Raw genomic sequence first — 26,189 nt, 5'->3', positions numbered from 1 at the left:
ATTTAAATCCGGAGGAACGCCGATCGAACGAACTGCACTGCCGAAAATAAAGCCTTGTAAAACGATTATAGCACCTTGAGGTGCAAACGGCAATTGTCTGACTCGATTAATTAAAAAGAACGCAGAAGGCCTTCGCCAGAAGACATTCTCCCGAAGGAAAACCCCCCCCATGTCGATCGCCCGCGGCTTCCCGATCGTTCTGCGGTGATGTGTAACATCCCATAGTTAGACAGCAGATCAAGAAGTGGCGGCGAGGGGGGATTTTGGCCAATTAAATTCCCCAACTTCTGCGGTAACTTCTGATCCAACTTCCGCCGCAGTTTCTGCCCCAACCAGCACCAACTGCACCGCACAAGCTTTTAACTCAGGCTGTTTTGAATCTGGACAGCTTGCAGCATGAGTCATGGCATTGGCTTCAGCGCCTTCGGCCCACAGAGAACCCCAGTGCATCGGTACAAATAGCGTACCTGGGGCGATCGCCTTTGTGACTTTTGCCGGAAACTGCGCCTTGCCGCGGCGCGATCGAACTTCCAGCAAATCCCCCTCCTTAATCTGCAATGTGGCAGCATCGCGGGGGTGAATTTCCAAAAACGGATCGGGGTGCAATTGATTAATTTTCTCTGTTCTACCCGTCCGCGTCATCGTGTGCCAGTGTCCGTAAAGTCTCCCTGTCGTCAACACAAACGGATAATTTGGATCGGGAGGTTCTGCCAGTCCCCGCGAGTGATAGGCCGAAAATCTCGCCCGCGCGTCAGGAGTGTGAAAACGCCTGTCAGTATACAGCCGTTTCGCTTCGTTCGCTGGATGCACAGGCTCGTTTTCCCGGCAAGGCCACTGCTGCGGCCCTTCTTGGCGGATGTATTCGTGGCTGAGGCCGGTCATATCGCAAGGCTGCCCCCGCGTCAACTGTGCGTACTCTGTAAAAACCTCCGCACTGTTCTCGAAAGCAAAGTGTTCGGCAAAACCCAACCGGCGGCCGACTTCAGCGAAAATGCTCCAGTCGTCGCGGGCTTCCCCGGAGGGAGTGTCGAAACCGGGACAAAAGGTAACGCGGCGTTCGGAATTCGTCATTACTCCGGTTTTTTCGCTCCACTGCGTTGCCGGCAGCAGGATGTGAGCGTAGGCGGAGGTTTCCGTGGGATAGTAAGCTTCTTGATAAATAGTAAAGGGCGATCGCAGCAAAGCGGCTTTAGTGCGTTCCAAATCCGGCATACTCACCACCGGATTAGTAGCTGCAATCCACAGCAACTCGACTTCGCCACTTTCCAAACCGGTGATCATATCCCAAGCTGTGCGGCCCGGATTCGGGGAAATGCTTCCCGGTGCGATTCCCCAAAACTCCTCGACTTGGGTTCTGTGTTCGGCATTTTTCACAAAACGGTAGCCTGGGAGCAAGTGAGACAGTCCTCCGGCTTCCCGCCCTCCCATCGCGTTTGGCTGGCCGGTGAGGGAAAACGGGCCGCTTCCCGGTTTGCCGATTTTACCTGTCATCAAGTGCAAATTAATCAGCGATCGCACCTTTGCCGTGCCTTCCGACGACTGGTTTATTCCCATCGACCACAGAGACAAAACGCGCTGCGACTGTTCCCAGTAGTTGGCCGCCGTTTCTAACTCGCTGACAGTAATGCCGCAGCGCGAGGCTACAAACTCCGGCGTGTAGCTGCTAATAACCTCAGCAAAAGCTGAAAAATTCGCCGTGCATTCTTCTATAAACTCTGAATCTATTGCTTGCCTGCGTAACAGCAAATATGCAATTCCGTTAAGCAAATCTATATCCGTACCCGGTTTAATTGCTAAGTGCAAATCCGCCGCTTCAGCAGTCGGAGTCCGCCTTGGATCTACCACAATCATCTTGACATGGGGATGCTTTTTGTGGTACTTAGCTAATCGATTGAATACAATCGGATGGCATTCCGCTGTATTGCTACCGATAATAAAAGCGCAATCTGTTAATTCTAAATCGTCGTAACAGCAAGGCGGCCCGTCCGAGCCAAAGCTTTGAACGTATCCAGAGACTGCTGAAGACATACACAAGCGAGAATTAGCATCAAAATTATTAGTACCCAGACAACCTTTCATTAGTTTCTGGGCAATATAATAATCTTCTGTTGCGAATTGACCCGAACCGTAAACGCACAAAGCATCGGGGCCGCTGGTGCTGCGAATTGTTTGGATGCGGTGAACAATTGCATCGATAGCTTCGTCCCAGCTAGCGCGGCGGAACGGTTGGTCGAGAGTATCTCGCATCATTGGATACAGTAGCCGATCGCTCCGAATCGACTCTGCTACGGTTGCTCCCTTAATACAAACCATGCCCTGACTCGATGGGTGATTGCGATCGCCCCGCACTTTCCAACTTTGTTTTTTGTCGGGAACAACTTCTAGACCGCAACCTACACCGCAGTATGGGCAAAGAGTTTTTATAGTTTCCATCTGGTGATTTTAGATGCTAATTTTTGAAAGCTAATGCGTAATTGGTAATTCGTTATTATAGTCGGAACTGAGGGTTCCTGCAAATAACGTGAGAATAATTACTTAGTTTCCGCATATATGCTTCTCAGAAATCGACAATACCCTGATTTAAAATTACCCGCTATCTTACTAAAAATCGCCCTTGCTCTGGCTTGTAGCCAGCTTCGGGCTGCTACTAAATCTTCCTCAAACAGAGGAAATTCCACCTAACTCTTGTCACCCCCAAGGATGGGGGCTAGGAGGAATTTTTGCATAGCTCAAACAGCGCGTCGGTACTACTTTTGGCATAGTTGTTGATAGCAAGGTGAGATTTAGTGCGGGAGTATTATGTCGCCTATTTCCCTGATTTTACTTCAAATACGCCACCGTTGGTGGGGCTAAAAGTTACTTGGAACTCAGCAGTCTTTTCAGCGCCTGCTGCGGCACCGGCAGGAGTTTGCAAAACCGGCAGAGGAGTTTCTTTGACGAAATCTTTAGCTGCTTTATTTGTGGGATCGAACTGTAGGATATCGCCGTTTTCTTTGACTTTGACCCGATAAGTCAAGCTTTCGGTAAATGTCGGAGTTGTTTTCCATGTTTGGTCGATTTGTGCATACAACTGCTTTCCGATCGCATCCAGTTCGGTTTGGTCAGAAATCTCTGATGTGGCACTGGTGGCTGCATTGGGCGCGCCTGCGCTGTTAGCAGCAGCAATGGGTGCTGGGCTAGCAGCAGCAATGGGTGCTGGGCTAGCAGCAGCAATGGGTGCTGGGCTAGCAGCAGCGATGGGTGCAGGGCTAGCATTGGGTGCGATCGAACTTGCTGCGATTTGCGGGCTGGGGGGAGAACTCACAACCGCCGCCGCAGTCGTCGCCTGCGGTGTAGTTTCTTCTAGTTTCGCTTGCTTTAGCTGGCTGGAAATAGCAGACATATTGACGGCAGCTAAAGTAACCATTGCTACGAACCACGAGGCCCCCAGGATGCCGCGTTTGATCGGCGAAGCTTCAGGGGCAACGGCTGCGTGATGCACAAAGGACGCAGGGGCGATCGGCCTGTTAGCAGTCTCCGCAACCGCAGGCTTTTTGCTAGCAGGTAATGGCATCGGTAGCGCGACGGCTTCTGTCTCCGAGTCCGTTTCTTCACCTTCTTCGTGGTGGGCGTAGCGAGAAAACAGGAACTCCAAAGCAAAGTTACGCAGTTCGTAGTATTTCGGGTCTTCCATAATCCGCGCCCGGTTGCGGGGACGGCTGAACGGAATGTGCATATCTTCGCCGATGGAAGCTGCAGGCCCGTTGGTCATCATCACGATGCGATCGGCCAAAAACAAAGCCTCATCAATATCGTGAGTAATCATAATGACGGTAATTTTTTCCTTCCGCCAAATTTTCAGCAATTCTTCCTGCAACTCTTCGCGGGTAATCGGGTCTAGAGCTCCGAAAGGTTCGTCCAAAATCAACAGTTTGGGACGAGTTGCCAGAGCTCTGGCGATCGCCACCCGCTGTTTCATCCCCCCGGACAATTGGCCCGGTCTTTTGTTACAAGCTTCGGTCAGCCCCACTAATTCCAAGTGTTCCTTGACGATGGTATTGTGTTCGTCTGCGGACTTTTCCGGGTAAACATTTTCAACGCCGAGGTGAATATTTTCTGTAGCAGTCAGCCACGGTAGCAGCGAGTAGTTTTGAAATACCACCATGCGATCGGGGCCTGGTTCAGTAATCTGCGAACCTTCCAGGGCTACTTCTCCGTTTGTCGGCCCGTTGAATCCCGCGATCATATTCAGCAAAGTTGATTTGCCGCAGCCAGAGTGACCGATCAAACAAATAAATTCGCCTTCATTAATAGTCAGGTTTACACCGTCGAGAACCACGTAAGGGCCTTTAGGAGTTTCGTAGACTTTCGATACGTCTTTAATAGTAAGAAAGTCTTGCTTGGGCGTTTGAATTTTGGTTGTTTGGGGGGTTTTTAGAGTTTGCATATTTTCAGGATTTGGATTTTGGGTTGAGGAATTAGACATGACAGCTTGCGATTGATAATTTGAAATTATGGAGTTAGAAAGGGGGAAATGTGGAGTCTTGTTTCCTGATTTCTTGCTCCTCATTCCCTCTTCCTATTTGCTGGTTATGCTGGCAGTTTGATGGAACATTGACTGCCTATTTGTTCAATTAAAATTTCTTCAATGCGAACGCCACGTTTGATTTTGACATTTTGAAGATAGTGGATCGGGTCGTCGAGATTAAACACCGTGCCGTCAAATAGCTCGATCGTCCGGCGATCTCTGGCAATATCCGGCAAGCCCAATTCGCGCACTGCTTGACCGAAAACATCGGGCCGCAAAACTCGATCGACCACTTCCACCCAGTTTTTCGGGAACGGGATCAGTCCCCAGCGAGCCATCTGCGCCATCACCCACACCATTTCTAGGCGGTCTGGAAAATTGGCTTTGTCAACAGAGAACTGGTTGAAGTTGTAGAGCATTTCGGGTTCTGCCTCCGTACCGGAGTTGTACGGATCGATGAACCCTGGACGGATGTCTTTCGGATCGGCGCCGATGTATTGTTCTTGGCTAATCAATCCTAGGACTTCTTCGCGGTTGCGGCGGTCATCGCAGTATTCGCAGGCTTCCAAAAGCGCTTTGACGAGGGCGAGGTGGGTTTGAGGATATTTCTGAGCCCAATCTTCGGTAACACCGAGAACTTTTTCGATGTGTCCGGGCAGAATATCGAGGGAACGGGCCATGACAAAACCCGTACCGCTGTTGACTGCGTGGGAGTTCCAGGGGTCGCCTGAACAGTAACCGTCAATGTTGCCTGCTTTTAAATTCGATACCATCTGCGGGGGCGGAATCACGGTCAAGCCCACGTCGAGGTCGGGGTCAATGCCCCCAGCGGCCAGCCAGTAGCGGAACAGCAGATTGTGCATGGAGGCGGAGTGTACCATGCCCAAGGTGTGAACTTTATCGGGACTCTTGGCGAGCGCAGCTTTGAAATCCTGTAATGTCCGAATGCCTTGTCTGTAAAGGTCTTTGCTGAAAACAATCGAATTGCCGTTGCGAGACAGCGTGAGGGCGCTACAGACGGGTACAGGGGCTTCACCGTCGAGCCCCAACAGCATACCGATCGGCATTCCTGCGACCATTTGCGCCGCGTCCAGCCGTCCTTCGGCGACTCCTTTGGCGATCGCTTTCCAGCTAGGTTCGCGGCTGAGAGTGACTTCTTCCAAGCCGTGCGCTTTGAAGAAGCCTTTTTCTTTGGCTACAACTAAGGGCGCGCAGTCGGTGAGGGGAATAAAGCCGATGTCGAGGTTGATTTTTTCCAAGCCGTTGCGGGCTATGACAGCGGGTTGTTGTTTGGCCCTGCGCTGTTTGACCCGCTTTTGCTGGTTGAGGAAGTAAACCATTTCGTTACGCAGTGCGTAGTAACTCGGATGGTTGACAACTTCCATGCGTTTGCGGGGGCGGGGAATGTTGACTTCGAGGATTTGCCCGATTTGCGCTTCCGGGCCGTTGGTGAGCATCACAATGCGATCGCTCAGTAATAAAGCTTCGTCCACGTCGTGAGTTACCATCACGCTGGTGACTTTACTTTCTTCGCAAATTTTCATCAACTGGTCTTGCAAACCGCCGCGAGTTAAAGCATCAAGGGCGCCGAAGGGTTCGTCTAGCAGCAGCAATTTCGGGCGAATCGCCAGGGCGCGGGCGATCGCAACTCTTTGTTTCATCCCCCCAGAAATTTCGCCTGGGCGTTTGTCGGCGGCGTGCCCGAGTCCGACTAATTTAATGTGGTGTTCGATCACCAACTCGCGATCTTCTTGAGAGTTACCGCTGTAAATTTCATTTACTGCTAGGGCGATATTTTCGCGCACCGTCAGCCAAGGTAGCAGTGAGTAATTTTGAAACACCACCATTCTGTCCGGGCCTGGATCGCGGACTTCGCGGCCTTCTAAAGTAATCCCGCCCTGACTTGCTTTGTCGAGGCCGGCGATGATATTTAGCAGTGTAGATTTGCCACAGCCAGAGTGTCCAATTAAGGTGATGAATTCTCCTTTTTTAATTTTCAGTTCGATATTTTTAAGAGCAATGTATTGCTCTCCGTTGGGCAAGTTAAATACGCGATCAACGTGGTCTACTTCAACAAATACTGACATGGCTCTTTTAGGTTAGTTGGTAATTTCTAGATGCTAATTATTAAGGGGAAATTGGGCATTGGGCATTGGGCATTGGGCATTGGGCATTGGGCATTGGGCATTGGCCCGCCCAGGGCATTGGGCATTGGGCATTAATTTACAACTAATTTCTAGCAGTTTGTAGCTGGCAACCATTCCCCATTCGCCATGCCCGATGCCCGATGCCCGATGCCCCATTCCCAAATCCTATTTCTGTTCTTCGGGAACCACTTTGGAAGCGATGAAACCAACGATTCTGTCTAAAATCAAACCGACGATTCCTACATAAAGCACTGCTAGAATCACTGCACTGAGTCGAGAACTGTTGTAAGCGTCCCAGATGAAGAAGCCGATACCGACGCCGCCGACTAACATTTCCGCAGCTACGATCGCCAGCCAAGACAAACCGATTCCAATTCTCAAGCCAGTGAAGATGTAAGGAACAGAAGAGGGGAGCAGGATTTTCCAGAAGTATTTTTGGTTGGGGAGGCGCAATACGCGGGCGACGTTTCTGTAGTCTTGGGGTATTTGTTGAACGCCTACTGTGGTGTTAATTAAAATCGGCCAAATTGCTGTAATTAAGATTACGAAAAGTGCAGAAACTTCGTTAGCTTTCACCCCCATGCCTTCAAAGGGATTGAACTGTTGAAATACAGCCAGGGCGATCGGCAGCCAAGCTAGGGGCGGGATAGTTCTGAATACTTGAAACAGCGGGTCTAAAGCATCGAACATTAAGGAGTTTGTGCCGATCAGGATTCCCAAACTGATGCCGAGAACTGCTGCTAGAGTAAAGCCGATCGCCACCCGCTGCAAGCTAGCCAAAATTTGCCAGAACAAGCCTTTGTCTGTACCGCCGTTGTCGAAGAAAGGATTAATAATCAGATTCCAGCTTTCTTGGACAGCTTTGATTGGCCCCGGCAAGCTCGACTCTGGACTGTTGCAGAGGATTTGCCAGATTATCAGCAGAACTGTAATTGCTACCAGCGGTCGGATGATTTTTCGGCGGTTTTTTTGAACATTATCCAGAAGGAAATTTACTGGATTTTTGCTTTTAGTAACAGCGAGGTTTGTTGCCATTTTTCTTTTTGCAGTATTGTGAATAATCGATTATTTGTAGATACTTTGAACAGAGTTCAGCAGGTTTGGCCCGTCGAACGAACCCTCCGTTTCACTCTGTCCAACACCATCACTTTTAGGGGTTTGTCAACTGTCAGCAGTCAACTGTTCACAGTCAACTGTCAACAGTCAACCAACTAATTATGCTTTTTTGATTGCCAGACCCTTGAGATATTCTTCTGGTTTTTCTGGGTCAAACTTCACGCCGTCAAAGAAGGTTTCGACACCGCGAGAAGTGGTAGTAGGAATTTGGGCTGCGGGAACGCCAAGTGCTGTCGCTGCTGCTTTCCAAATATCTTCGCGGTTAACTTTATCCACTGTGGCTTTGATGTCGGTAGTTGCCGGGATATAACCCCAGCGAATATTTTCAGTTAAGAACCAAGCATCGTGACTCTTGTAGGGATAAGAAGCATTATCCGCCCAGAATTTCATCGCCACTGGGCTGGCAGCTTCAATGCGGCCGGTACCGTAGTCAATTTGACCTTTAGAGCGACTGATAATATCTGCTACTGGAACTTTTAACCACTTATCTTGAGAGATGATTTGGCACATCTCATCCTGATTTTCTGCCTTGTCGCACCACTGCTGGGCTTCCAGTACAGCCATTGTTATTGCTTTAGCAGCTTTGGGGTTTTTCTCAACCCAATCTCCTCTTAAAGCTAAAGCTTTTTCTGGGTGGTCTTTCCAAAGTTCTCCGGTTACTAAGGCGGTGTATCCTACCTTTTGAGTAACTAGCTGAGCATTCCAAGGTTCGCCGACGCAAAAGGCTTCCATGCTGCCAGATTTCATGTTCGCTACCATTTGGGGCGGCGGTATGGGAATCACGGAAACATCTGTATCTGGATTGATGCCGCCGGCTGCTAGCCAGTAGCGCATCCACAAGTCGTGGGTGCCACCGGGAAAAGTTATAGCAACAGGAAGGTTTTGGCCAAAAGCTGCTTTCAGGGGTGCGCTGTCTGTACCTACTTTTAAATCTAGGTATTTTTTGCTGAGCGAAATTGCCTGACCGTTAGTATTTAACCGCGCCACAAGGTTCATCGGCACTGGCTGATTGCCTTTGGTAATAGTGCCTAATGTCATGTGGTAAGGCATCGGGGATAAAATGTGAGCCCCGTCAATGCCGCCTTTGTCGGAACCGAGTTCTAAGTTGTCGCGAGTAACTGGCCAAGATGCTTGTTTGGTAACTTGTACATCTTTCATGCCGTACTTGGCAAATAACCCTTTTTCTTGGGCGATGATTAAGGGTGCTGCGTCGGTGAGGGCGATGAATCCGAGTTTGGCTGCGGTAACTTCTGGGGCGTCGGCAGGGTTGATGTTGACTGCTGGAGCGGCGGTGGGCGAAGCGCCGCCGGGAGTGGCGTTAGATGTGGTGGGGCCGGAACTGCAACCGTGGGCTAGGAGGGTGCCGGCTGCTGTTGCTCCAGCGGTGATGATGAATTTTCTTCTGGAAAGGTTGCTCATTTGTCTTGAATTGTTGTTGTACTTTGAGATGGTGGAAATGTGAGATGTGAGATTGATTCGCGACCTTCGCATCGCATCTCACATTATGAGATTAGGCGTCGATCGTCACTCTGCCGATCGCCCGTGCGCTGCAAGTTAAAATGAACCCTGGTTCTAAGCCTGCGGCCGCTTCGGGGTGGCTGTCGTAGGCGGCAATATTACCTTCTAGGAGTTTCTGCTTGCAAGTGCCACAAACTCCCTTTCGGCAATCGCTGTCAAGTTCGACTCCCGCCCGTTCGGCAACATCGAGAATGTACTCATCTTCGCTGCAAGCAACTTCTTTGCCCGATCGAGCGAAAATGACAGTAGATGTCTGAGGTTTGGGTGCTTGGGCTGCCGCTTCGCCCTCCTCAACCGTCAATTGCAGTTGCCGCTGCAGCACAGCTACATCCCCTGTGATCTCTTTGGGAACTGCCCCAAACTGCTCGACTAACAGTTGATACAGCAGCGGTTTGAGGTCTTCGCAAGCGATGCCTTTTTGGACGCAAGCACCCAAATGAGCGTCTTTGCCAACTGTGCCTCCCATGTAAATGTCTACACCTTCGAGGGTTTTGCCGTTCTTGCGAACTTTTGTTCCCATCAAACCGATGTCTGCTACCTGGGGTTGACCGCAGGAATTGGGGCAACCTGTCCAGTGAATTCTGACCGGTTTGGGAAGTGACAGTTCGACATCGAGTTCCTCAATCATTGCCACGGATCGACTTTTGGTTTCGATGAGGGCGAAGTTGCAAAACTTGGCGCCGGTGCAGGAAACCAAGGCTCGCATCAGCGGTGCGGGCTCGATGGAAAAACGCTGCAACAGCGGTTCTTTGACCAGCGATTCAATCCGCGAGTCGGGAACGTTGGGAATAATCACGTTTTCTTCCACAGTGAGCCTGAGCTCGCCGCTGCCGTAAACCTCGGCAATTCTGGCCAAATCGAACAAATCCGATGCCTGCAGCCGTCCGACTGGAACGTGCAGCCCTACATAGTTGAGCCCTGATTGTTTTTGGGGGTAGATGCCGATGTGGTCGCGTTTGTCCCAGGTGATTTCATCTTTGGGCGCGGCGGCGGGCAAAGTGCGCCCTAATTCTTGTTCGACTTCGGCTCGGAATTGTGCGATTCCGAGTTCGTCAATCAGCCACATCAGCCGCGATTTTTGGCGGTTTGCTCTTGGGCCTTGATCGCGAAACACAGTTAAAATTGCTTTGCACAAATCTACAACGTCGCTGGGACTTGCCCATGCGTTGAGAGGAATTGCAGCTTCGCAGCGTTTGGCGGAGAAGAAACCGCCGACTAAAACGTTAAAGCCGATGTTGCCGTCTTTGTAAGCGGGTACGAAGGCGATGTCGTTGATTTCTGCGTGGACTGAGTTGTCGCGGCAGCCTGCGATCGCAATATTAAACTTTCTCGGCAAATTTGAAAACGCGGGGTTGCCTTCGCCGCTGTTCGTAATCATGTCTTGGACTTCGTTCGCCAGTTCCCGCGTATCAATCAGTTCGTCGGCGTCCAGGCCCGCGACTGGGGAACCCGTGATGTTACGCACGTTGTCCATGCCAGACTGGATGCTGGTCATGCCCGCTTCTTTGAGGCGACGGAAGATGTCGGGTACGTCTTCGATGCGAATTCCGCGCAATTGCAGGTTTTGTCTGGTGGTGATGTCGGCGCTGCCGTCGTCGCCGTAGCGTTGGACGATTTCTGCTAGCGTTCTGGTTTGATTGCTAGTAATGATGCCGTTGGGCAAGCGCAGCCGCATCATGAATTTGCCGGGAGTTACTGGCCGAAAGAAGATGCCGAGCCATTTGAGGCGGTGCTCGCGATCTGTTTCGTTCATTGCTTCCCAGCCGATTTCGGCGAAGTGGTCGAGTTCGCCTTTTAATGCTAAGCCATCTTTTTCGGCTTTGAGTTTTTCAAACTTGTTCAGGCTCGCTTGGGCTTTGGGTTCTACTGTTTGGGTCATCGGTTTACCCTCGCTGCTGGCTTGTGTGGGGAGGTCTTGACTTGGAGCATAAAGTGTGTCTTTCCTGCTAACCTTAGTGACTGTATGGATTTAAAACTGTATATTTAGTTACTAGATGGAATTTCTTTTAAGCATGGTTGATCGGCTGTACAGTTGAGCTTGACTGGGCGCTGGCTCGAACGTCGCCCAACTATTTATGGTTATAGTTGCTACCGAGGATTCGGTCGATCGCTCTGTTTCGATGCACCTTTGTTATGAGCTAATGTAAAGCCCCCGATTGTAAATATTCGTATCTATTTTTACAAAATATTGAGTTTTATGAATATTTCGCATACTGCCGATGCGTTTTATACATGGGAAATGGGTAAAGAGACCCCCAAAACCGAAAAATCTCTCTAAATCTTTAGATTTAGGAGGGGAGAGGGGGATATTGGAATATCTAAGATTAATTTTGTGACTGCGATCGCAGACTTAAAACGAGATCGTCACAACATTAGAGGGTCGCTGTCACACAGTTTGCCTCAAAACATCACATTGTGTGCTATGCCAGCGTCACTATTAATTTTCCCAGAACGAGAGATGATATAAGTATCGAATTCAGGGAATGTCTCATGTTTTTAGTTCAACTTATCCCCGGCGCTATTTCCGAAATGCTTGCCTCTGTTACGGAGACGGGTTGTTTGACTTTAGCCGATCGCTACGGCTTGATGGCCGCTGTTTTGGACGACTCTCTCGACGATGAATACAGACATTCGATCAACCGCCTGCTGCGTTCTGTGATCAAGGGAAGAGTCAAGATAGTCAACGAACTGTCGTCGCAAAGTAAACGATTTCTTAGAAATTCTTTGTAAATCATTGTAAAACCTTATATTATCTATTGAGAACAAAAATACCACCTAGCGATGACCAGATATGTCACACCGCCAGAAGCTTGCAAAATCCTGCAAGTCTCAGACAAAACCCTTAGAAACTGGGAACTTGCCGACAAAATATCAGCAATCAGAACCCCCTCCAACCAGCGACGCTACGACATCGACAGCGTTCTCGGAACCGGACACGACCGAATTACAGCCATCTAAGCCAGAGTTAGCAGCTACAAACAACGAGAAGACCTTGACAGGCAAGTCAGCTACCTCCAAAGTCTCCACCCGCATAAAGTCTTCAAAGACATCGGAGGTGGACTCAACTTCAAAAGAAAAGCGCTGCTTGCCCTTCTGGGACAAGTCATGTCAGGAGATATCTCAACAGTTGTGGTGGGACACTAAGACAGACTCGCAAGGTTTGGCGGCGATCTCATCAAATGGATCTGCGAGCAAAACAATTGCCAACTCATGGTTCTGGGCAGAAACGAGCTGTCTCCCGAACGAGAAATGGTTGAAGATATCCTTGCCATCATCCACGTCTTTAGTTGCCGACTCTACGGCTTGCGAAAATACAAATCTGCTATCAAAGAAGATTCGAGTTTACCCGGAAACCAAGCTAGCAGCAAAATGGAGGACTTGGATTGCAGCAAGTAGATGGTGTTACAACCAAGCAATTGCTATCCTTAAAGACGAAAGAATTGGCAAGTATGACTTAAGAAAAAAGGTAATGGGCTTGGCTCCCACCTGGGTTTCCGAGCAACCTTACAACCCGCGACAAATGGCAGTCTTTCAAGCTTTTGAAGCGCACAAGGCAGCTCAAAAGACAAAAGGAACGGCAAAATTTAGAAGCCGTTTCGACACATCTCAAACTATCCGATTTCAAACGTCTAATTGGAAGTTAGGGACTTTTTATCCAACTTCTACTAAAGGGCTAACCTTTAAAACCTCGGAACCTATCATCGAGGTAATGCAACACGAACCAACACTCAGCTTGATTAACAGGCAATGGTTTATCTGCTATGCAATTGATGTAGCAAAAATAAAGCCGATTGATAGCGATTTGGTTATAGCCTTAGATCCTGGCGTTAGAACTTTCCTTACTGGTTTTGACGGCAGTGGCTTTGTCGAAATAGGAAAAAACGATATCGGTCGCATCTATCGGCTAGCAAGACATCTAGACAAATTAATGTCCCGCATTGGGGTAAGTAAAGGGAGGCAATTTAAGCGACTGAGGTATTGCCTGCGAAAATCAGCAGCCCAAATTAGAATCAAAATCAAAAACTTAGTCAATGAATTGCATAAAAAAGCTGCAAAATATTTGACAGGTAAGTACAAGTTAATTTTCTTGCCAACCTTTGAGACACAACAAATGGTCAAGAAAGGTAAGCGCTCTTTAGCAACTAAAACAGCTAGGGCGATGGTCACTTTAAGTCATTATCGTTTCAAGCAAATGTTGAAGCATCAAGCCACTAAACATGGTGGTGTTGTAGTAGACGTAACAGAAGAGTACACATCAAAAACCTGCTCAAAGTGTGGACAGATCCATACTAAATTAGGCGGGTCTAAAGTCTTTAAATGTCCAGAGTGCGGACACACCCTGGACAGAGACAAAAACGGTGCTTTCAATATTTTGTTGAAAGCTTTGAGAGATACCTCCTTGATGGGAGAGCTTGCTGCTTTCTCTATCTTGCCATACACGGTTATTCCTGGCGAGCGTCCGGGATTTACCGGGTTAAATGTATCTGTCGGCGATATATTAACAGGATTTAAAAATTTGATTGATTTATGCAGCGCATAAGAGTGCAGAAACCACCGGCCGAGTTAGAAGGAACCCGCGATGCCTGCAGCGGATGTAGGGCCGGAAGTTGATTGGGTGTTCTAAAAACGTGCGATCGTTCTTGCCGTATGATTTTTTTTGACTATCCAATTCTCGCTTTGTGCGGCACTTAGAGAAAAAGTGGTGATATCAATTCCGGTTGCACCGGAATTATTGTTGACTGTTGACTGTTGACTGTTAACTGTCAGTCGAAAAACTCAATGATAGTTGAGTATTGACTGTTGATTCGATTTTACAATTCCGATGCTAGCGGAGTTGATATGATTCATGAGAGCCTGTTGGGTGGAACGCTTATGGTAATATTAGTAAAATTGTTATGCGCGCTCGGCATTTGAGGAGTTGGAGGAATGAAGTCATCCCAACCCAGGTAATTATAATTATTAGACAGATCCAGCAAAGCCTGTCTTGAACAGGCAGGACGCCTGTTCCACAATAATTATTGGAGAGGTATATGGAACAGGGCTGGCGATGAAAGACAATTTATGAAAATTATTAATCAAACAATCGAATTATTAATAGAATCCGGCATCGGCATCTACAACATCACGCCCCCTATTGTCAAAATTAATTGGTAATTGATAAAAAATCAATTAAGTCGATCGGCAGGAAAAAATAATAATATCTTGTAGAGGCGGGTACCGCCTATATCTCGACTAGCAGGCAGTTTATTGCTGTTCTCAACCGCCCAAACCCGGTAGTCGGTTTATTTGCACCTACAGGACTTATGCAGCTTCACTACAATACTGTGCCTGCGTAAGTCCTGTATAGCAATCCTAAGTAAGTTGTGTAATTCTTGTAGGGGCAAAACCCACGCCCGGTTGCCCCGCCTTGGGTGGGGTAGGCAAAGAAAGGCACTACCCGTACATATTTTTACAACTGATGCGAGGATTGCTGTATTTAGTTACTGGCATTGGTTGGGTGTTTTAAGCAATCTATTTAACATGATTCAATTGCCCGACCAAATTTGTAGCAAAACTTTAAGAAATTCGGCCTGAAGGTATGATTTACTAAAAATTTAAAACAGTCGAGCGAGCAGACTTGACAATTTAACAATGATTCCCAGGGAGCATTTTATGAAATCCATTGCTAAAAACAGCATCCACTGGACTTACTCACTGGCTATTTTCTGTGCCCTTTTCGCACTACAGCAACAAAAAGCTACAGCAGCAACGCTATCTCATGGCTGGAATTATGCGATCGATTCCTTCAACGACGGCGTGACAGGGCCCCAAATCGGCGGCGGGGAATTTGAATTTTACGGCCTCGCCATCAAAGAAACATCAGATACAGCTTTCATCGCCATCAACTCCAATCTAAGTTTAGCAGGATATGCCGACCCACTAGCTCAAAGAGGCAACATCAACTACGGCGATTTATTCTTCAATTTTTCCGGTCAAAACTTCAATACAGCTAACGCAAACGGCAGCTTGTTTGGTATCCGCTTTGCCGAAGGAAATGACTCCGGCGTGGCGACAACAGGCGTTTACAAGGATGTTACCGCTAAAAGCGTTACCAAAACTAACTCTGGTTTTACCAATTTAAATCAATTCAATACGGTAGTGGCATCTCAAGGCGGAACCCCATCAATGGGCGATTTAGCTGCCACAGACCCCTATTTTCAACAAACCGGAAACTCGACTATTCTCAACTCAATAGCTACGGGTACAAAAGTAGGAGAAATCAATTTTTTAACACCAGCGACTTTGAGTGTCCTCGGTGTTAATTTCGCTCAGTTTAATGCCGTAGGTTCTCAAACCATTGGATTCAGTTTCAATAAATCATCAATGCCTTCGGGGAACTATATTGCTAACTTTTTTGCCGAGTGCGCTAACGATGCGATCGCTATTCAAGGATCGTTTGAGGCTGTACCGGAACCTTCTACTTGGTTTGGTACTTTAGTAGGATTGAGCTTTTTAGGTATGGGGGCTGCAAAACGCAAAATTAAGCGCAAGATTTCCTAAGTTAGGTAGGGTGTGCATTAAGTACCTTACGAATAGCTGTTATACCAAATTTTTATGAGGCCCCGTAGAATCTGATCCCCCCTAAAGAGGGCGGGCACGGGGAGTAGGGGTCGCACCGCCCCTACAAGGGGGGGGACAAGATTCTTCTCAAAGTCAACCCCTACTCCCCAACAACCAGGGGGAGTAGGGGGTATGCGAGGGGGAGCGAGATATGTGCAACTTCACATTAAATTGGTATTATGCACACCTTACGAATAGGCGTAGTGCCTCACAAATTGCCAACAGTAGAGTAGACTATCGAGAAATAAAATGCGCCCAAACATTCCCATCTGGCCCAGCAACTTGATTGACGTAACTGTAGGGATACATCAACTTTCTCCCCTCAGTATCGCTGTAACCAGTGAGTGCATCTCCCCAAGGATCTTGCACGATATAACCCTGAGAATTGTAGCCAATTAAAGTAAGAATGTGACCGGCCGCAGTAAAATCTCCTGCTAAAACTACTGGTCGCCGATTCAGCAATTCCGATCGCACTTGCGCCCACGTGCGAGTCGTACTAAAACTCGTCTTAAACCCGTAGGCCTGAATCAGCGCCGAAAGCACGCTGTGATCGGTTTGAGAACCCTGGCCGGCATAATCGAAACACCACTGCAACAACTCATCCTCCAACTGTCCGCCCCACTCAGAACGAACGCCGTAGTAATAAAATACCATCGCGATCGAAGTTACGTTGCAAGTAGACCAGTCAAAACGCGGATTGTCCCGCTGCGAAAAATACGGCACGTTCAATTCCACATTGTTCGGAACCGGATCGAAAATTTTATCTCCCCGCTTGAACTGAACAAAACTAGGAAAAACATAACCTGTATTGCCCAAATTCGGCAGTTCTTCAGTCAGGGAAACTTTCAGGTGAGATCCTTCCGCACCGTAGCTGTTCACGCCGTAAACTCGACCTAAAGGCAGCGTAGTTTTCTCGGTACTGCTCAGGTTAGCAGAATCTACCGGCCGCTTTTTAAAGACAGTTGCTTGCAGGATTGTCATCGTCAAAGCATCGGGGTCAAAGGGAACTTCTTTGCCGTCTTTTTTTATTTTAACGTCCTGCCAATAAATAAATCCGATATTGCCGAAACCGGGAATAGATTCGGCGAGAGTTACTCGGAAATGCCCCAAAATGCAGGCATAACCAGTAATGGCATAGGTAGTGCCTAAAAGTAGGTCAGCCATTTGATCGGCAGGCAGTTTCGATGAATCTTCGGGTTTAGCTTTAATCTGAGTTGTTTGAGTTACCAAAAGTTGAGCGCTGACGTTGCTATTCGGTACGTCAGCCAGGTCAAATCTCAGGATTTGAGTACCTTTGGCCAACTGAACGTCGGGTTCATAAAAATAGCCAAAAGTGCCGATCGGTGAAATTGCTGAATCCACAACCACCTTGAGATGCCCGTCAATAAATCCGTATTTGCTAACCGCCAAAGTCTGGCCTGCTTTGACAAAAACTTTTTGCTGATTGTTGAGCCGGGAAGAATCAAGGGGAGCTACCTTAAACAAAGTGTCAGAAAGTATCTTTAAGGTCAAACCTCGTCCGACAGTTAGCGGATCGGAAGTTACGGCAATGTAAATTATTTGGCTGCCAGTAACGTTGCCTTTGCTGTCAGTTGCCCGCAACCTGAGCCACCGAGCTCCCGCTACGCTAAATCCTTTAGACAAATTAACTTGCCAAGTGCTGGCCTCTTGGTTTAGCGTGACGCTTAGGGGAAATGTATCCTCAGCTATCACCTCAATTTTTGCTGTTTTTTCTCGGTCAAAAGTACCCCGAAGGACGATCGGCTGATTTACCAAAACTTCTGACGGCCCTTGATAAGTTAAATTCGGAGCGGGATTGAAAGATTTGCCACCGCGGCTGAATTGCACAAAATCGGGATAAATGAAACCCGTATTGCCAAATTGCGGCAAATTCTCGGTCAGCGAGACTTTAATGTGGCTTTGTTCGATCGAGAATCCGGCAATTCCGTAAATCATTCCCGCCGGCAAGGTAATTTTTTCTTGAGGTGGCAGGCTAGCGGCATTTATCGGCCGCTTTTTAAACACAGTCGTTTTGATGATTGTCATCGTAACGGCATTTCTATCATACTCAATTCCCCTCCCGTCTCGCAAAATTTGGACGTGCAGCCAGTACACAAATCCCGAAGTTCCTAAGTTAGGAACTGCCCGCTCAAAAGCGACTCGGAAATGGTTTTCCACGCAAGCGTAGCCGAGAAGATTGAAAGTTTCTCCTGCGTTAAATTGTAATTTCTGAGTTGCTCCTAAAGTTGCAGAATCTGCGGGGGTTAACTTTAACCATGTCTTTTTGATCACCCACAGTAACTGCATTCCACGCGGCGGGGTCGGCAACTCGGCGCGATCGAATATGAGAATTTTTGCGCCTTTGGTTATAAGTACGTGTTTTTCATAGAAAAAGCCAGAGGTTCCCACCGGAGTAATTGGATTATTTAGTTGAACATTCAGATGTCCATCTTCTAACTCGTAGTCCCTAATTTGATAAATTTTACCTGCTGGTATTTCCGCTTTTTGCAGGTTGTTAAGATTGCTTGCGGGCAGTGTTCCGACTTTGAATGCGGTATCTCTGAGAGTAATTAACGTCAAAAATTGAGCGGGTGATCCAGAAGCAGGATTAACTTTGATGTTAATTGTTTGTTGACCGATAACTTGGCCGGTCTTATCACTTGCCCTCACCAGCAATGTGCGAGTTCCTGCGCTAGGGAATCCTTTTTCTAAACTGATGTTCCAAATGCCTCTAGAGAGATTTCTCCCGACATTCAGGGCATTTGAGCCTTCTGTTGCTGAAATCGCTGCCACTAGATTTGTGTCAAAAGTGCCAAGTAACACAGCGGCTCTATTGACCTCAATTTCTCGCGGGCCTAAGTAACTCAAAATAATTTTGCTGCTTGTCATTATATATCCCCCTATCTACTTAATTATTCAGCTAAAGCAAGGATAACTTCTGATTTTATCAAACACAATGACTCGAACCAGGACAAAATGGCCCCTAGATTCAGCCTATGGGCGGTTAATGCCTTTTACAGTATAAGTTTTTAATTATTGGCGGGAGTTGCCCCACAAATCTAACTTTAGGCGTACAATAAGCACCTTAACCGAATATATGCCTGGTTGAGCGGATTTGTGGTGCAAGTTTTAAGGGAAGGAATTTAGTTCGAGTAAATTCCTTCCCCCTTTACCATTGATCCATCACTTGCTTAGTCAGGGCTTACGAAAAAAACCCGGTTTCTACGAGAATATTGCCTATATAGCGATCCTAAATCATTTGCATAATTCTTGTAGGGGCAATCCGACCCCTACTCCCCGTGGTTGCCCCTAGATGCTGGGGTAGGCACGGGGAGTAGGGGTCGCACTACCCCTACAAATCCTCATGAATGATTGAGGATTGCTATAACAACGAGGCATCTAGGAAGAAACCGGGTTTTTAGCCGTTTGGTGCGTGCAGGAAGGTTAGTGCGATCGGCTAAACTTCGACTAAACTATGGTGACAAGAATATCTTGAGCGTGAGTGTCAACTTTCATGGTTTCGCCCTCATAAACTTGAATGATTTTGCCGGTGCCGTCGATGACGAAAGTAACGCGCTTGGCATAACCGCCTTTCTCGACATTCTCGACATCGTAAGCTTTGGTAATCGTGCCATCAACATCTGCTAATAGCTGGAAAGGCAAACCGTATTTTTCTGTGAACTTTTGGTGTGATTCCTCGTTGTCGCGGCTGACACCGAGAACTACTATATCTTTGCCCTTGTATTCTTCATGGGCTGCTTTGAAGCTTTGGGCTTGTCTGGTGCAGCCGGGGGTGTCATCTTTGGGGTAGAAATACAAGATTACGGTTTTACCGGCGAATTCGGACAGGGAGACGGTGTTGCCGTTGGTGTCTTTGGCGGTAAACTGAGGGGCGGCGCACCCAACTGGTAATGTCATAGTTTTGTTTCCCTTGCGATTTATAAATGTATTTTAATTGACTTTGGGGGGGTTTTAAATTCTGGGGGCATAATACCAAATCTGGGTTCAGAACGTTTTTATATGACATCTTGCAAGATTTGCAATAATCTCTTTAGGGGCGGGCTAGAAGCCCACCCCACAATAAAATTTCCTCTTTGTGGAACAGGCATCTTGCCTGTTCATAATATTTAATTAAACTTCAGCCGTTTGTTTTTGGGACTCTAACCAGCGATCGTAAGCTGTTCGATCGCCTCCGAATGAATCAATGGTGACGGGCGATCGCTCGTATTGCTTGATTGGAGCATTTTCTATTGGTTTGTAAGCGCAATAGCAAATACAAATTGAGTCAAACTCTGCACCATAGGGAGCTGGAATTTCAGGAGTGTATTCGTGAACTTTCACAACTTCCCAGCCGCTGTCTCTGAAATGAGTAGATGCACTGGGGAACATTGGATCGATCGCACTTTCGACAATAACGCTTTGGGTTAAACGATAGCCCGGTGCTGGGGATGGCTTGCCGCTAGAGTCATAATGCTCGGCTATTGTCCAAATCAATGACTTAACCGATCCAGCATTAGCTACTCGGTAAAAGCTTTCTCCTACTTTTGTTTCGGTGAGCGATCGGTATTTTTCCAGTTCACCTTTGTCGGCTCGGAAAATAATGTATTTACGCATCTTGTTTTCTCTCCTTCAGGTAATCACCTTGACTCAAGTCCATTGGCGAGGGCGGAAACTCGCAATTTCCCTCAAAAATGCAATCTACGCTCAAAATAGAATTGCCAGTCTCTTCTACATTTTTAAGCTGCCAACCGTATTTTTATTCCATATTAGTGCAAGCCTCTTCGCTTGTAGCTGTATGGCGCGTCTCGTTTTTTTCGTCATCATACCGAGGTTGTGACATAATTAATATGCTCCCTTGTTGGCTATTTCAACATTTGGAGTAGTCGTCATGTCCGGGTGTTACCGCAATCGGACATGACGCTTGTCCTTACTTTATAGTATACAGCCGGCGATATGTATAAGAGCCCTGTTTAATTTACCCAACAGAATATGATTGATTTCTACACTGTTATTCTCATAAAAAGTGCTGAGCGTTGGGTCTCTCTGTGTTTAGAAAATGGATTGGTGGGACAAGGCAATACTCCCGAACAATCTATTGATAAACTCAAACAAGCTATTGAGTCATTTTCCGAAGTCTATGAATCAGAGTCTGATGTTTATCTCAGTCCTATTTCTATTAATGAGTTACACGAATTTCTGACTTTAGAAGATGCGGAAGCTTCAGATACTTATGAATTAAGGAAAGTTTATGCCGAAAAACCTTCCCTCTTTAAAACCTAAAGCATTAATTAAGATTTTAGAACAAAACGGATGTCAGTTTTACCGAGAGGGTAAAGGGGATCATAGTTTGTATATGCGTGAAATTGAAGGCCGAAAAAGGATTGTTACGATTGATATCGGTGTAGGGAAATGTCACCAGCTTATGTGTGGCGGATTTTCAGGCAATTTGGGTTTACCGATCCAGAAATTGAAGGGATGATTCGTTAAGTAAGTTGATTTAACTAGCATTCTTATACAACAGGCCGCAAACAGGGAGCGACAACAGGTAATCCCTCAGTTTCTCGCTGTGCAACTTCAAAGTTTAATTCTAATAGAAACTTTAAGGGGTCTTGGTTGGCTTTGATATCGTAGGCTTTGCAAACGAGTTGGTCTAATTGGGCATGGAGTTTGGCAAGTTGGCTGGCGGGTTCATCAAAAAATTGGTTGTATAGTTGGGTAATGCCGCACTGTTTGCGCTCCATATACTCGGTGCGGTAGTCATGGAGAACCTGCATGGCTGCTCGAATTTCAGTTTTGGTTTTTTCTGGGCAATTTTGGGGAAAGGGAAATGTTTCAAAACAGGTGTTGTGAGTGTAACGTGTATCGGCTTTAAGGGTTGAGCTTTGTGCTTTTACCCACTGACGATGCAGATTTGAAGTTAGGATGCCAAGAACATAGAAGTCATCTGAAGCCACAGGATGGCAGCTATTTCCATGCAAGTAATTACAATCAGAAATTAAAAATATCGACCACTTTGAAGTTTCTGGGACGGCGAAACAAAAGGGTAAAGTTGCTAGAGCTTTTCGCATTGCTTCATTCGTGCGCTTGAATCGCCACCATTTTTCCCGCATGACGGCTTCTCGATTAGATTCTCGTTGAGGCTTGACGTACTTTTTAACATGATCGAACGGTAGCTGGTAATCACTAACCTCTTCTAAACTGCGATTGTCAAAATCAATAATCCAACGCTCTGGCTTTCCCTGGGGGTTCTGTGCCAGATTCGCACCCGTTGAAAAGAGCTTGAGAACATCTTGATTTTTAGGATCGGCTTTAATCCATTGCTTTACCTCTCTTTCAGTTACAATAAAACCCTTATCATTAGGTTGCACTCCTACGAAACATTGATTTAAGTTGGCTTTAATCTTTACAGCTTGAGAAGCATCGACTTCTGCCTTGAGAGAAGAATTGATATGAGAAACAACTTTATAATCAATACGGCAGGTTAATTCTTTACTCTCAGAACTTTTGAGCCAATTGACAATACTAATGTGTACTTTCGCTTCACCAGACCAAGGCTGAGTAGAAATTGCATCATAAATACAACCACCATTTTGAATGATGTAGTCTAAAGTAGCTTGACGAGTTTGACCTTGAGAGATGGTGTTTGTTGCGACTAAGCCAGCCCGGAAATCTTCCCTTAAGTGATTATGAGCAAGGCGAAACCAGTAGGAACAAAGATCTACTTTACCTTTTACATCAGGAAATTTAGCAAAAATACGATCGACATAATCATCACTAAGGGTTAGTCGCAGACGATTACCACCCAAAAAGGGAGGATTTCCAATAATTACATTAACTTGTTCCCACTCGCAAAACAGAGCATCATCACAGCGGATATTGCGATCGAGATTATCGAGCGGCAATGCTTGCTCTAGTTCCAGTGCCAGGTTTAACTGTACCGCATTGAGCAACTGGTTTTCTTCATCTAAAGCTAACTTTTTGGCAAGCATCAGCGTCACTTTTGCCAATTCCACGGCAAAGGGTTTGATGTCAATGCCGTAAAACTGGCTTGTCTTCACCAGCGACATCGTACCTATCGCATTAGCAGCACGAGAGAAATTTTCATGAATTTTAGTTAGCAATTGTGCCTCTAGTCGCTTCAGTTCCCGATAAGCAACATAGAGAAAATTACCGCTGCCACAAGCTGGGTCGAGAACTTTGAAATCAAGTAATTCTTGCCGCAGTGCCAACAAATCTTTCAGCGTCTTCGCAGCTTCAATCCGTTCTCGCCACGGGCGTATAATCGTAGGCAAAACCACTTTTTGAATGTCTGCCTCGCTGGTATAGTGCGCTCCCAAGGCATGACGTTCCTCTTTGCCCATACTGGACTCAAACAACGCGCCAAAAATCGCCGGTTCTACCTTTGACCACCGTTCCTTTGCTGCCTCCAATAGCAGATCGATTTCGCTGCGAGTCAGGGCGATCGGTTCAACAACTGAGAAGATACCGCCATTAAAATAGGATACATCCCGATAGCGACTGTCTTTAGGTGCGGGGCGATCGCTCCCCATTTGCCGAAACAATCCCCCAATTAAATCGTAGGAACTAACTCGGTTCATCTGGCAATCACCTAAAAACTCGGTGAATAAACCGCGCGGCAACAAATCGATATCTTCAGCAAACAAGGCTACTACACACTGAAGGATAAACCTTTGAGCTGTTTCTACTTTTTCGCCGCGCTCTACTAACCGATTAAAAACTAGAGCAACTTTGTCAGCGGCAGTTCGCGTTACATCAATTTGGTTGTTATTGAATAAAGGCTGGCGATTTTCGGGGAAAAGAAAGTTTAAGGCTGTGAAGCGAGCGGGTAACTCTTCCAGATTTACGCGGTCTACCGGTTCCCGCAGTTGTAAATCGAAATCGTAAACCCAAAACTCATCAAAGTTGCAAAGAACCACATATTTGGGACGTTGCGGCACTAGCTCAAGCCAGTATTCAAAGGCTTGCTGATAGTGTTTTTCCAGTTTTTCGCCCCGTTTTTTCATCTCCAGTAACAACCTGGGCCGCCACAGCAAATCAGCAAATTTCGTAGTTTTGCCTTTCGCCTTTACTCGAAATTCTAGTTCGGCTCCCGCTTCCTTGTAGCCTGGATGACCGAAGGCTTGAAACAGGCGATCGCAGAATACCTGTGCCTCGCCTTTTTCGTCTCCATTCAAAGTACGGACGTATTCAACAAACCTGTTGATATTATTTAGTGTATCGGTCATAATAAGTGTAAAATTAGGATCGATAGGGTGAATCAGCCCGCTCGGATATCTGTAACAATTAAAAATATAGTACCTGTTCAGAGGTTTTTTGAATGACTTTTATTCCATCCGAAGCGTTTAAATCTATTAGTTATCCCGATCGCACCGTAAAAAGAGCCGATCGCGCCGTCCGCTGTTCCCCTTTTCAATTACACTTCTTCCAGACCATCCGCGATAATAGTGTTTTCCTAACTGCGATCGCCTCAAATTCCGGTGTCGAAAGCGGCTACACTCGATCGCCCGTATCCGAACTCGTAGCCGAAAACTCCCTACTCTGGCTGATCCAAGTCGGCGTGTTGCGGCGGGAAGTAGACGGACAAGGGATTACCGACAGTTTTCGCCTCACGCCCCTAGGCCGCCAACTCGTGGAAAAATGGGAACAGGAAGGACAGGGGGTGCCGGCCGCGTCATTGTGCGATCGTATGGGAAATGCCGTTAGCCGCGGGTTGGGACTGTTTCTTTAAGCGTTTATTGCTTGTCCCAGTCCGACAGTCCGACAGTCGGACATTCCGACAGTCCGACATTCCGACATTCCGACAATCCGACATTCCCACAGTCCGACATTCCGACATTCCGACAATCCGACATTCCCACAGTCCGACATTCCCACAGTCCGACATTCCCACAGTCCGACATTCCCACAGTCCGACATTCCCACAGTCCGACAGGGAATGAATTCCCTGTCTCATAGCGAAAGTCGGTTAAAACCGACTGCAAGTTTAAATTCAATTCGATGTTGAGTTTCGCATAAAACCGACTGCAAGTCTCAATTTAACTTGATGTTGAGTTTCGCATTGCACGTTAATCAACCTCCTCAGTCCTCTTGCAGAGGACTTTCGCTATGAGACAGGGATTTCAATCCCTGTCGGACTGCAAGTTTAAATTCAATTCGATGTTGAGTTTTGCATAAAAGCGACTGCAAGTCTAAATTCAACTTGATGTTGAGTTTCGCATTTCACGTTAATCAACCTCCTCAGTCCTCTTGCAGAGGACTTGCGCTATGAGACAGGGATTTCAATCCCTGTCGGACTCGCCGTCAAACGAGTTAGACCGCGATCTCACTTGAGTTTCTTAGAAGGACTGGGGTGTGTTTTCTTTCACGGAGAATCCCACAAGCAAATTTATGCTTTTTTGTGGAATAGGCATCTTGCCTGTTCTTAACAAGGGTGCAAAATGTGAGTATAAATTAAACGCCCGATCGCTTAACTAATACAAATTAAACTTAAATCAAATAAAAATAATGGTTCAAACCGCTTCTAAACCTTTGACTCTCGATCAATTTCTCCAACTGTCGGAAACCAAACCCGCCAGCGAATTCATCGATGGTCAGATTATCCAGAAACCTATGCCCCAAGGAAAACACAGCACAATTCAAAGCGATTTGGGTGCTGACATTAACCGGGTACTCAAAGCCCAACGCATCGCCCGCGCCTATCCAGAATTGCGCTGTACCTTTGGAGGTCGATCGACAGTACCCGATCTTGCAGTGTTTACCTGGGAACGCATTCCCCGCGACGAAAACGGCGAAGTAGCCAACACTTTCGCCATCGCCCCCGACTGGACAATCGAAATTCTTTCCCCCGACCAAAGTCAAACTAAAGTCGTCCGCAACATTCTCCACAGTCTCGGCCACGGAACCCAGATGGGCTGGTTGATTGACCCGGAAGAAGAACTGGTATTTGTCTATTTTGCCGATCGCACCATAGCAGTTTTTGAAGAACCGGGCGATCGCATCCCCGTTCCAACCTTTGCCGAATCCTTCAATCTCACCGTCGGTCAAATGTTCAGTTGGCTGACTGAGTAGCGCAACCTCGATTGGTGAAGGATTTTTTAACCGCAGAGGGCGCAGAGGGCGCAGAGGAAGAGAAGAGAGAGAGTTCTACGGATTTGGTTCGATCAAATGTGCGGTCGATCGCTTATACTAAAATATCTGGTTGTCAGCTCTTCAATGACGAGAGATGACTAAAGTTGTCACTACAAACTTAATTATGATTATTTAACCGGACTTGATATCAT

19 protein-coding genes and 1 pseudogene are annotated in these 26,189 nt (G+C 47.0%); 8 read left to right on the top strand and 12 right to left on the bottom strand.

Annotation, left to right across the window (positions count from 1 at the left end; all coding sequences use genetic code 11):
* Positions 1-237: 237 nt before the first annotated feature.
* The 7 genes from QUB35_RS22490 to QUB35_RS22455 form a co-directional block, all read right to left on the bottom strand.
* Positions 238-2,433, bottom strand: coding sequence for a nitrate reductase (locus tag QUB35_RS22490; RefSeq protein WP_333143948.1), 2,196 nt, complete (start codon positions 2,431-2,433; stop codon positions 238-240).
* Positions 2,434-2,806: 373 nt separating this feature from the next.
* The gene (locus QUB35_RS22485) at positions 2,807-4,465 is read right to left on the bottom strand and encodes a nitrate ABC transporter ATP-binding protein (protein WP_333143947.1); all 1,659 of its coding nucleotides are present in this window, start codon (positions 4,463-4,465) and stop codon (positions 2,807-2,809) included.
* 104 nt (positions 4,466-4,569) lie between these two features.
* Positions 4,570-6,594: a nitrate ABC transporter ATP-binding protein gene (locus QUB35_RS22480; RefSeq protein WP_333143946.1), complete on the bottom strand. Its 2,025-nt coding sequence runs from the start codon at positions 6,592-6,594 to the stop codon at positions 4,570-4,572.
* Positions 6,595-6,627: 33 nt separating this feature from the next.
* A complete protein-coding gene (locus QUB35_RS22475; protein ID WP_333143945.1) occupies positions 6,628-6,810 on the bottom strand; it encodes a hypothetical protein in 183 nt (60 codons plus the stop codon).
* 9 nt (positions 6,811-6,819) lie between these two features.
* Positions 6,820-7,689: a nitrate ABC transporter permease gene (ntrB, locus tag QUB35_RS22470; protein ID WP_333143944.1), complete on the bottom strand. Its 870-nt coding sequence runs from the start codon at positions 7,687-7,689 to the stop codon at positions 6,820-6,822.
* Positions 7,690-7,869: 180 nt separating this feature from the next.
* Positions 7,870-9,189: a CmpA/NrtA family ABC transporter substrate-binding protein gene (locus tag QUB35_RS22465; RefSeq protein WP_333143943.1), complete on the bottom strand. Its 1,320-nt coding sequence runs from the start codon at positions 9,187-9,189 to the stop codon at positions 7,870-7,872.
* A 91-nt stretch (positions 9,190-9,280) separates the two neighbouring features.
* The gene (locus QUB35_RS22455; RefSeq protein ID WP_445252066.1) at positions 9,281-11,167 is read right to left on the bottom strand and encodes a ferredoxin--nitrite reductase; all 1,887 of its coding nucleotides are present in this window, start codon (positions 11,165-11,167) and stop codon (positions 9,281-9,283) included.
* Between the two features lie 611 nt (positions 11,168-11,778).
* Between QUB35_RS22455 and QUB35_RS22450 the strand changes: the two genes are divergently transcribed.
* From QUB35_RS22450 to QUB35_RS22435, 4 genes and pseudogenes are all read left to right on the top strand, one after another.
* The gene (locus QUB35_RS22450) at positions 11,779-12,018 is read left to right on the top strand and encodes a hypothetical protein (protein ID WP_333143942.1); all 240 of its coding nucleotides are present in this window, start codon (positions 11,779-11,781) and stop codon (positions 12,016-12,018) included.
* Positions 12,019-12,069: 51 nt separating this feature from the next.
* A pseudogene (locus QUB35_RS22445) lies at positions 12,070-12,648 on the top strand (IS607 family transposase); the annotation flags it as partial.
* A 22-nt stretch (positions 12,649-12,670) separates the two neighbouring features.
* Entirely contained in the window at positions 12,671-13,828 is a 1,158-nt protein-coding gene (locus tag QUB35_RS22440) for a transposase (RefSeq protein ID WP_333143956.1), read from the top strand.
* A gap of 1,112 nt (positions 13,829-14,940) precedes the next feature.
* Positions 14,941-15,828, top strand: coding sequence for a PEP-CTERM sorting domain-containing protein (locus QUB35_RS22435; RefSeq protein ID WP_333143941.1), 888 nt, complete (start codon positions 14,941-14,943; stop codon positions 15,826-15,828).
* 294 nt (positions 15,829-16,122) lie between these two features.
* On the opposite strand, the gene QUB35_RS22430 is transcribed toward QUB35_RS22435, so the two are convergent.
* From QUB35_RS22430 to QUB35_RS22420, 3 genes are all read right to left on the bottom strand, one after another.
* Complete coding sequence (locus QUB35_RS22430; RefSeq protein ID WP_333143940.1) at positions 16,123-18,777, bottom strand: C39 family peptidase; 2,655 nt, start codon at positions 18,775-18,777, stop codon at positions 16,123-16,125.
* A 579-nt stretch (positions 18,778-19,356) separates the two neighbouring features.
* Complete coding sequence (locus QUB35_RS22425) at positions 19,357-19,806, bottom strand: peroxiredoxin (RefSeq protein ID WP_333143939.1); 450 nt, start codon at positions 19,804-19,806, stop codon at positions 19,357-19,359.
* Positions 19,807-20,019: 213 nt separating this feature from the next.
* Positions 20,020-20,502 carry a hypothetical protein gene (locus QUB35_RS22420; RefSeq protein WP_333143938.1) on the bottom strand — a complete coding sequence of 161 codons (483 nt, stop codon included), beginning with the start codon at positions 20,500-20,502 and terminating at the stop codon, positions 20,020-20,022.
* 375 nt (positions 20,503-20,877) lie between these two features.
* On the opposite strand from QUB35_RS22420, the gene QUB35_RS22415 reads away from it, so the two are divergent.
* Entirely contained in the window at positions 20,878-21,168 is a 291-nt protein-coding gene (locus QUB35_RS22415; protein ID WP_333143937.1) for a hypothetical protein, read from the top strand.
* Positions 21,137-21,367, top strand: a complete 231-nt coding sequence (locus QUB35_RS22410) for a hypothetical protein (RefSeq protein ID WP_333143936.1) — start codon at positions 21,137-21,139, stop codon at positions 21,365-21,367. Before QUB35_RS22415 ends, QUB35_RS22410 begins: the two co-directional genes overlap by 32 nt.
* 31 nt (positions 21,368-21,398) lie before the next feature.
* Here the strand turns inward: QUB35_RS22410 and QUB35_RS22405 are convergent, their stop codons facing one another.
* Positions 21,399-24,134 carry a DNA methyltransferase gene (locus QUB35_RS22405; protein ID WP_333143935.1) on the bottom strand — a complete coding sequence of 912 codons (2,736 nt, stop codon included), beginning with the start codon at positions 24,132-24,134 and terminating at the stop codon, positions 21,399-21,401.
* A 92-nt stretch (positions 24,135-24,226) separates the two neighbouring features.
* Here QUB35_RS22405 and QUB35_RS22400 point away from each other — a divergent pair, with 92 nt between their 5' ends.
* Positions 24,227-24,637, top strand: a complete 411-nt coding sequence (locus QUB35_RS22400) for an Npun_F0494 family protein (protein WP_333143934.1) — start codon at positions 24,227-24,229, stop codon at positions 24,635-24,637.
* Between the two features lie 4 nt (positions 24,638-24,641).
* Here QUB35_RS22400 and QUB35_RS22395 read toward each other — a convergent pair whose 3' ends face one another.
* Positions 24,642-24,902, bottom strand: coding sequence for a hypothetical protein (locus QUB35_RS22395; RefSeq protein WP_333143933.1), 261 nt, complete (start codon positions 24,900-24,902; stop codon positions 24,642-24,644).
* 511 nt (positions 24,903-25,413) lie between these two features.
* Between QUB35_RS22395 and QUB35_RS22390 the strand changes: the two genes are divergently transcribed.
* The gene (locus QUB35_RS22390) at positions 25,414-25,977 is read left to right on the top strand and encodes a Uma2 family endonuclease (protein WP_333143932.1); all 564 of its coding nucleotides are present in this window, start codon (positions 25,414-25,416) and stop codon (positions 25,975-25,977) included.
* Positions 25,978-26,189 lie beyond the last annotated feature (212 nt).

The organism is Microcoleus sp. B13-B6, assembly GCF_036705405.1.
Classification (GTDB): domain Bacteria; phylum Cyanobacteriota; class Cyanobacteriia; order Cyanobacteriales; family Microcoleaceae; genus Microcoleus.
The sequence above is the reverse complement of the archived record's forward strand: the minus strand, read 5'-3'. Positions and strand labels throughout refer to the sequence as shown.

What these genes read in the sequence shown, in the direction of transcription:
- QUB35_RS22490 (WP_333143948.1), bottom strand. Translation starts at nt 2,433, where the DNA reads ATGGAAACTATAAAAACTCTTTGCCCATACTGCGGTGTAGGTTGCGGT.
- QUB35_RS22485 (WP_333143947.1), bottom strand. Translation starts at nt 4,465, where the DNA reads ATGTCTAATTCCTCAACCCAAAATCCAAATCCTGAAAATATGCAAACT.
- QUB35_RS22480 (WP_333143946.1), bottom strand. Translation starts at nt 6,594, where the DNA reads ATGTCAGTATTTGTTGAAGTAGACCACGTTGATCGCGTATTTAACTTG.
- QUB35_RS22475 (WP_333143945.1), bottom strand. Translation starts at nt 6,810, where the DNA reads ATGGGGCATCGGGCATCGGGCATCGGGCATGGCGAATGGGGAATGGTT.
- ntrB (WP_333143944.1), bottom strand. Translation starts at nt 7,689, where the DNA reads ATGGCAACAAACCTCGCTGTTACTAAAAGCAAAAATCCAGTAAATTTC.
- QUB35_RS22465 (WP_333143943.1), bottom strand. Translation starts at nt 9,189, where the DNA reads ATGAGCAACCTTTCCAGAAGAAAATTCATCATCACCGCTGGAGCAACA.
- QUB35_RS22455 (WP_445252066.1), bottom strand. Translation starts at nt 11,167, where the DNA reads ATGACCCAAACAGTAGAACCCAAAGCCCAAGCGAGCCTGAACAAGTTT.
- QUB35_RS22450 (WP_333143942.1), top strand. Translation starts at nt 11,779, where the DNA reads ATGTTTTTAGTTCAACTTATCCCCGGCGCTATTTCCGAAATGCTTGCC.
- QUB35_RS22435 (WP_333143941.1), top strand. Translation starts at nt 14,941, where the DNA reads ATGAAATCCATTGCTAAAAACAGCATCCACTGGACTTACTCACTGGCT.
- QUB35_RS22430 (WP_333143940.1), bottom strand. Translation starts at nt 18,777, where the DNA reads ATGACAAGCAGCAAAATTATTTTGAGTTACTTAGGCCCGCGAGAAATT.
- QUB35_RS22425 (WP_333143939.1), bottom strand. Translation starts at nt 19,806, where the DNA reads ATGACATTACCAGTTGGGTGCGCCGCCCCTCAGTTTACCGCCAAAGAC.
- QUB35_RS22420 (WP_333143938.1), bottom strand. Translation starts at nt 20,502, where the DNA reads ATGCGTAAATACATTATTTTCCGAGCCGACAAAGGTGAACTGGAAAAA.
- QUB35_RS22415 (WP_333143937.1), top strand. Translation starts at nt 20,878, where the DNA reads ATGATTGATTTCTACACTGTTATTCTCATAAAAAGTGCTGAGCGTTGG.
- QUB35_RS22410 (WP_333143936.1), top strand. Translation starts at nt 21,137, where the DNA reads ATGCCGAAAAACCTTCCCTCTTTAAAACCTAAAGCATTAATTAAGATT.
- QUB35_RS22405 (WP_333143935.1), bottom strand. Translation starts at nt 24,134, where the DNA reads ATGACCGATACACTAAATAATATCAACAGGTTTGTTGAATACGTCCGT.
- QUB35_RS22400 (WP_333143934.1), top strand. Translation starts at nt 24,227, where the DNA reads ATGACTTTTATTCCATCCGAAGCGTTTAAATCTATTAGTTATCCCGAT.
- QUB35_RS22390 (WP_333143932.1), top strand. Translation starts at nt 25,414, where the DNA reads ATGGTTCAAACCGCTTCTAAACCTTTGACTCTCGATCAATTTCTCCAA.